This window comes from Micromonospora sicca (genome assembly GCF_003172935.1).
GTDB lineage: Bacteria > Actinomycetota > Actinomycetes > Mycobacteriales > Micromonosporaceae > Micromonospora > Micromonospora sicca.
Genome location: NZ_QGKS01000454.1, coordinates 1 through 6,078, shown reverse-complemented (window position 1 = coordinate 6,078; position 6,078 = coordinate 1). Strand labels below are relative to the sequence as shown.

5 protein-coding genes are annotated in these 6,078 nt (G+C 73.9%); 3 read left to right on the top strand and 2 right to left on the bottom strand.

The features are described from left to right. Positions 1-133: 133 nt before the first annotated feature. Positions 134-1,510 (bottom strand): sensor domain-containing diguanylate cyclase, encoded by a 1,377-nt coding sequence (locus DKT69_RS33850; RefSeq protein ID WP_438361902.1) that lies wholly within the window; start codon positions 1,508-1,510, stop codon positions 134-136. 230 nt (positions 1,511-1,740) lie between these two features. Here DKT69_RS33850 and DKT69_RS33845 point away from each other — a divergent pair, with 230 nt between their 5' ends. Further along, the gene (locus DKT69_RS33845; protein ID WP_109805471.1) at positions 1,741-2,520 is read left to right on the top strand and encodes a phosphodiesterase; all 780 of its coding nucleotides are present in this window, start codon (positions 1,741-1,743) and stop codon (positions 2,518-2,520) included. Between the two features lie 85 nt (positions 2,521-2,605). Beyond that, a complete protein-coding gene (locus tag DKT69_RS33840) occupies positions 2,606-2,920 on the top strand; it encodes a hypothetical protein (protein WP_109805470.1) in 315 nt (104 codons plus the stop codon). Positions 2,921-2,925: 5 nt separating this feature from the next. Here the strand turns inward: DKT69_RS33840 and DKT69_RS33835 are convergent, their stop codons facing one another. After that, positions 2,926-3,726 carry an alpha/beta fold hydrolase gene (locus DKT69_RS33835; protein WP_109805469.1) on the bottom strand — a complete coding sequence of 267 codons (801 nt, stop codon included), beginning with the start codon at positions 3,724-3,726 and terminating at the stop codon, positions 2,926-2,928. A gap of 283 nt (positions 3,727-4,009) precedes the next feature. Between DKT69_RS33835 and DKT69_RS33830 the strand changes: the two genes are divergently transcribed. Beyond that, entirely contained in the window at positions 4,010-5,749 is a 1,740-nt protein-coding gene (locus DKT69_RS33830) for a bifunctional metallophosphatase/5'-nucleotidase (RefSeq protein WP_109805468.1), read from the top strand. The last annotated feature ends 329 nt before the right edge of the window (positions 5,750-6,078 follow it).

Here is a 6,078-nt window from a genome sequence, read left to right as displayed (position 1 = left end):
CCCTCCCTCTCCTCACTCCCCCCTCCCCGCGATCTTGCAGTTTGTGCCCGGCCGAATGGCGCGAATGGCGCAAGACGTGGGCCCAAAGTGCAAGATCGCCGGGGAGCGGGAGCGGGGAGCGGGGAGTCGGGAGTTAGGCGGCGGCGAGGCGGACGCCGTCGCGGCCGTGGCGCTTGACGGCGTAGAGGGCCTGGTCGGCGCGGCGGAGGGTGAGCTCGGCGGATTCGCCCGGTCGGGGCAGGGCGACGCCGACGCTGATGGTGCGGCCGGTCCGGCGGGCCGCCTCGGTGAGGCGCTCGGCGATCCGGACCGCCTCCTCGGGGCGGTTCACCTCGATCACCGCGACGAACTCGTCACCGCCGATCCGGTACAGCTCGTCGCCGTGCCGCAGCGCCTCCTCCAGCGCCCGGGCCAGCCCGACCAGCAGCCGGTCACCGGCCTGGTGGCCGTACGTGTCGTTGACGTCCTTGAAGCCGTCCACGTCGATCGCCAGCAGGGCGGTACGCCCCGGGGTGGCGGTCGCGATCCGCTGCCCGAACGGCCCGGTGTGCCGCAGCCCGGTGAGCGGGTCCGAGCTGGCCTGTTCGCGCAGCCGGGCCAGGGTGCGGAGCCGGTCCAGGCAGGTCCACGCCTGCCCGGCCAGCAGCTCCATCAGGTTGACCGTGGTCGGGTCGGGCCGGAGCAGCCGCTCGTCGGCGACCAGCAGCACCCCGCCGGAGTCCGGCGGCCCGACCGGCACCGCCACCAGGGTGCGCGCCCCGGCCCGGGAGAGCGGCAGATAGTCGTCGGTCGGCGGGTGCCCGGCCTCGCCCAGCGTGTACGCCGCGCCGTGCCGGTGGGCCCGGGCGATCAGCCGGCCGAGCGGGACCGCGCCGGCTTCGGTCAGCTCGGCGCGGATCCGCGCCTCCAACTCCCCGGGAGCGCTGGTCGGCGCGCCGAGCCGGGCGCCGCGCCGGCCGGCGAGGACCAGTACGGCGGCGGAGAGGGTCGAGACGTCCCGGGCCGCGGTGATCGCGGCGGTCATCAGGTCCCAGTCGGTGGGGGCGGAGGTCATCGCGGCGGCGTGCCGGAGCAGCTTCTCGCTGCGGCTCTCGGCCGGCGGCCCGCCGAGCGCCGTGATCCGGGCGCCCAGCCGGGCGGCGAGCCGCTCCGCGGTCTCCCGCCACGGGCCCAGCTCGACCGGGTCGCCCCACTGCAGGTCGAGCACGCCGATCGGCCGCCCCGCCGGGTCCAGCACCGGTACGCAGAGCTCGGTGGTCACGTCGGGGCGTACCGGGAGGTAGTCGGGGTCGGTGGTGACGTCCGCGACGGTGGCGGGCTCGCCGGAGGCGTACACCCGCCCGACGATGCCCGTCTTCGGCGGCACGGTGGAGAAGACCTGCCAGGCGCCGGTGGCCGCGACGCAGCGAAGCCGGTCGTGGACCTGGAGCAGGATCGAGATGGTGGCCGGAGTGTGCCGGGCGAGCGCGGCGACGGTCCACTGGCACGCCTCCAGGGCGGTCGACGCCATCGGAAGGCGGACCGTGACGTCTCGGATGACTCGCTCGTGATCCACGTCGTTCCTGGTGGGAGGCCCGGGCCGGCGCCGGGGGCGCGATCAAGGGTACCCAGCGACGGGTGGCGCGACCTTCGTACACATGTGCTATCCACAGGCTGTGGACGCGGCCTGTGGGGACGGCGGGGCCGCGCGGCGGGGGTGGTCGGCGATAGCGTGAGGGTCCCGGTCCCGAGGAGGCGTCGATGCTCATCGCCCAGCTCAGCGACCCGCATGTGACCACCGGCCCGCTCGCCGCCGAACAGGCCGCCGGGCTGCACCGCGCCCTCGGCCGGGTGCTGGCGCTGCGACCCCGGCCGGACTGCGTGGTGATCACCGGCGACCTGGTCAACAACGGCCGCACCGACGAGTACGTCGCGCTCCGCGAGATCATCGGCCGCTTCCCACTGCCGGTGCACCTCGCCACCGGCAACCACGACGACCGGGAGTCGCTGCTGGACACCTTCGGCGGCACGCCCTACCTGGGTGGCGGCTTCTCGGCGTACTACCACGTCGACCACCCGGACGGGACCCTGGTGGTGCTGGACTCGCTCGCCCCGGGCGGCAGCGGTGGGCGGCTCGGCGACGACCAGTTGGCCTGGCTCGACGGGCTGCTGGCCGGCCGGCCGGAGGTGCCGGCCGTCGTGTGCCTGCACCATCCGCCGGTCGCCGTCGGCGTCCCGGCCGCCGACGCCATCCGGCTCGCCGACTCCGACGCGCTCGCCGAGGTGATCGGCCGGCATCCCCATGTCGTACGCGTCACCGCCGGTCACCTGCACCGCGCGGTCACCGCCGGCTTCGCCGGCACGGTGCTCACCACCGCGCCGAGCACCTGGGTGCAGGCCTCGCTGACGATGAGCGACGACGAGCAGATCGGGCTGGTCGCCGAGCCGACCGCGTTCCTGCTGCACCGGGTGGCCGACGGCGGCTGCGTCACGCACACCGTCCAGGTCAGCCACGCCGCCGGGCAGACCTGCTGGTTCTGATTCGTCGGACCAACTCTGGTACGTCGCGTAGCGGCGCCGCCCGCACGGCCCGCCGATCCGGCCGGCCCGCTGCGAGGATGGCGCGATGTCCCGATGGCGACTGGCTCGGATCGCCGGGGCGATCCTGGTGCTCGGCACCCTGTTCTGCCTCTGTGGCGTGCTCGCGGTCGCGCGGCCGGGCCGCCCCCGGTACGACGTCGAGGCGGAGAACGCCGCGTTCACGGAGGTGCAGACCTGGGTCCTGCTGGTGGGCGGGCTGCTCGTGCTGGCCGGGGTGGTGCTGGGCGTGGCCGGCGCGATCGGCGAGAACGGACCCCTCCCGGGCCCGCACCGGGGCCGGGAGTCCTCCGGCGACGGGCCGGCCGCGGGGGAGCGCGGGGAGCCCGGGCCGGAGGCCTGACCCACTCAGCCGAGCAGGGCCTCGCGTAGCGCCGGGGCCAGCACCTCCGGCGGCACCTCGTGGAAGCTGCCGGCCAGGCTGAGGTGGGTGGCGCGGGGAATCGCCCCGGCCGTCGCGGCGGCGGCGTCACGCAGCCAGTCCGGACTGCCGGTGCTGTCCAGGACGACGGTCGGGACGGCGATCGCCGCGAGCCGGGCGGCGGGCAGCGCGCCGTCACCGGTCACCGTGCTGTCGTACGCGAGGGTGTGTGCCAGGCCCTCCATCCAGGACCACTCCGGCATCCCGCGCATCCCGGCCACGGCCTCGGCGGGCACCCCCACCGCGTCGGTCAGGAAGAGCGCGACCGCGTCCCCGCGCCGGTCGGCCGACACCAGCTCGGTCAGCCGCCCGGCCAGTCCGGGTTTGCTGCCGCCGTGCGGGCCGGACCGGAACGGGGGCTCGAAGAGCGCCAACCCGGTCACCGGCAGCCCCTCGGCCGCCGCGTACGCGGCGAGGATCGCGCCGGAGGAGAGGCCGTAGACGTACGCCGTGCCGCCGGCCGCCTCGATCAGCGCCGCCACGTCCTCGATCTCGCGCTGCACGGCGTACGGCGCGGTGTCGCCGCTGCCGCCCCGGCCCCGGCGGTCGAAGCCGTACACCGAGAAGTCGGCGGCCAGCGCGTCTGCCAGCGCGCGGGTGGTCGACCGGTCGTTGAAGGCGCCACCGACCAGGATGATCGGCGGCCCCTCGCCGGCGGTCTCGTACGCGATCGTGGTGCCGTCGGCGGACCGGACCGAGCCCACCGTCCAGGTCCCGTCGGGAGTCATGACTAATTTCTAGCCCAGCCCCCCGACAGCGGGCGGTCCTGAAGGAATTCATCTGCCGGTCATGTCGGACTCGTCGGGCAGACCGGTACAGGTCGTCACCCATATCCGTGGCTCTGTTGTGCTGCCCTGGTCGACCGATCGCGTGTCGGATGGCAAGCTTGCCCCGGCGGTGCGGCATCCCCGACCGCCGTCACCCGCCATCGACCCCTGCCACGGCACGGATCAGGGTCGCCGGGCGAACCATCGTCCGGACCGTCACGCGCCGATTCTCACGAGGAGTTCCATGTCCGTCCCCGGGATGCGCCGGGCCGCCGTCGGCCTGGTCGCGCTCGCCGCGACCGCGCTCGGCACGGTCGCCGTCAACCCCAACCAGGCCGAGGCCGGCCCCAAGCCGGTCGACGTCAAGCTGCTCGCCATCAACGACTTCCACGGCAACCTGGAGCCGCCGACCGGCTCCAGCGGCACCATCGAGGGCAAGCCGGCGGGTGGCGCGGAATACCTGGCCACCCAGCTCGCCAAGCTGCGTGGCACCACCGAGGAGGAGCGGGAGCGCACCATCACGGTCGCCGCCGGTGACCTGATCGGCGCCTCCCCGCTGCTCTCCGCGGCCTTCCACGACGAGCCCACCGTCGAGGAGATGAACCTCGCCGGGCTCGAGTTCACCAGCGTCGGCAACCACGAGTTCGACGAGGGCGCCAGCGAGCTGCTCCGGATGCAGAACGGCGGCTGCCACCCGGTGGACGGCTGCGCCGACGGCACCCCGTTCGAGGGCGCGAAGTTCCAGTACCTCTCCGCCAACGCCTTCACCACCGCCACCGGGCAGCCGCTGCTGCCGCCGTACGGCATCAAGAAGGTCGACGGCGTCAAGGTCGGCTTCATCGGGATGACCCTGGAGGGCACCCCGCAGATCGTCAGCCAGCAGGGCGTCGCCGGCCTCACCTTCGCCGACGAGGCGGAGATCGCCAACAAGTACGCCCGCATCCTGCGCGCCCAGGGCGTGCAGGCCATCGTCGTGCTGCTGCACGAGGGCGGCGTGCAGAACGGCGGCGGGATCAACGACTGCACCGGCTTCAGCGGGCCGATCGTCGACATCGCCAACCGGATGGACCCGTCGATCGACGTGATCGTCAGCGGGCACACCCACGCCGCGTACAACTGCAACATCAACGGCAAGCTGGTCACCAGCGCCAGCTCGTTCGGCCGCCTGGTCACCGACATCGACCTGCAGATCGACCGGAAGTCCGGCGACGTGATCACCGCCAAGGCGAACAACGTCGTGGTCACCCGGGACGTCCCGAAGGACCCGGCGAGCACCGAGCTGATCAACCGGTACAAGACCGCGCTCGGCCCGGTCGCCGACAAGGTGGTCGGCGAGACCACCGCGGCGATTACCAAGACGCAGGAGAACCTGTACCAGACCGGCGTCGACGCCAACGGCAAGCCGACGTACCAGACCGGTGAGTCGCCGCTGGGCAACCTGATCGCCGACGCCCAGCTCGCCGCCACCGACAACGAGCAGAACGCGGTCGCCGCGTTCATGAACCCCGGTGGTGTCCGCGCCGACCTCGACGCCGGCCCGGTCACCTACGCCGAGGCGTTCACGGTGCAGCCGTTCGCCAACAACCTGGTGACGCTGGACCTCACCGGGGCGCAGCTCTACTGCATGCTGGAGCAGCAGTTCACGGTCGCCCGCGTGCTGTACGCCTCCTCGACCGTGCACTACGTGGTCGACCCGAACGGGACCACCGCCGCGGCCGGCGCGCCGTGCAGTGGCAGCCGGGTGGTCCGGGGCAGCCTCACCATCGACGGTGCCCCGGTCACCGACGCCGCGACCTACCGGGTCACGGTGAACAACTTCCTCGCCGGCGGCGGCGACGGGTTCAGCGTCCTCACCGGCGGCACGAACCTGGTCACCGGCATGATCGACCTGGACGCGTTCGTGGCGTACCTGACCGCGCAGTCGCCGGTCTCCGCGCCGGCGCTGAACCGGATCCAGACCACCACCGAGGTGCCCGCCGCCTGACGGCAGGCCCGCACGCCGACGGGCCTCGGAGCATCCGCTCCGGGGCCCGTTCGCATTCCCGCCCTGCCCGCCCCACGCACGTCCCGCGTCAAGATCAACGCAGCGTCCGGGAACCTGCGGTCTCACGTGCCGCCGATACACCACTTTCCCGCAAGCCGCGCCCGCCAGCCCGCCAGCCCGCCAGCCCGCGGCCCGCCGTGCCCGCCAGCCCGCCGGGCGGCGTCAGAGGGCGGCGGGTTGCGGGTCCCGGGCGGGGGCCGGGGCCGCGGTGAGGCGGCCGTCCTGGGCCGGGGTGAGCAGCCGGCGCAGCGACAGGGGCAGAACCGAGG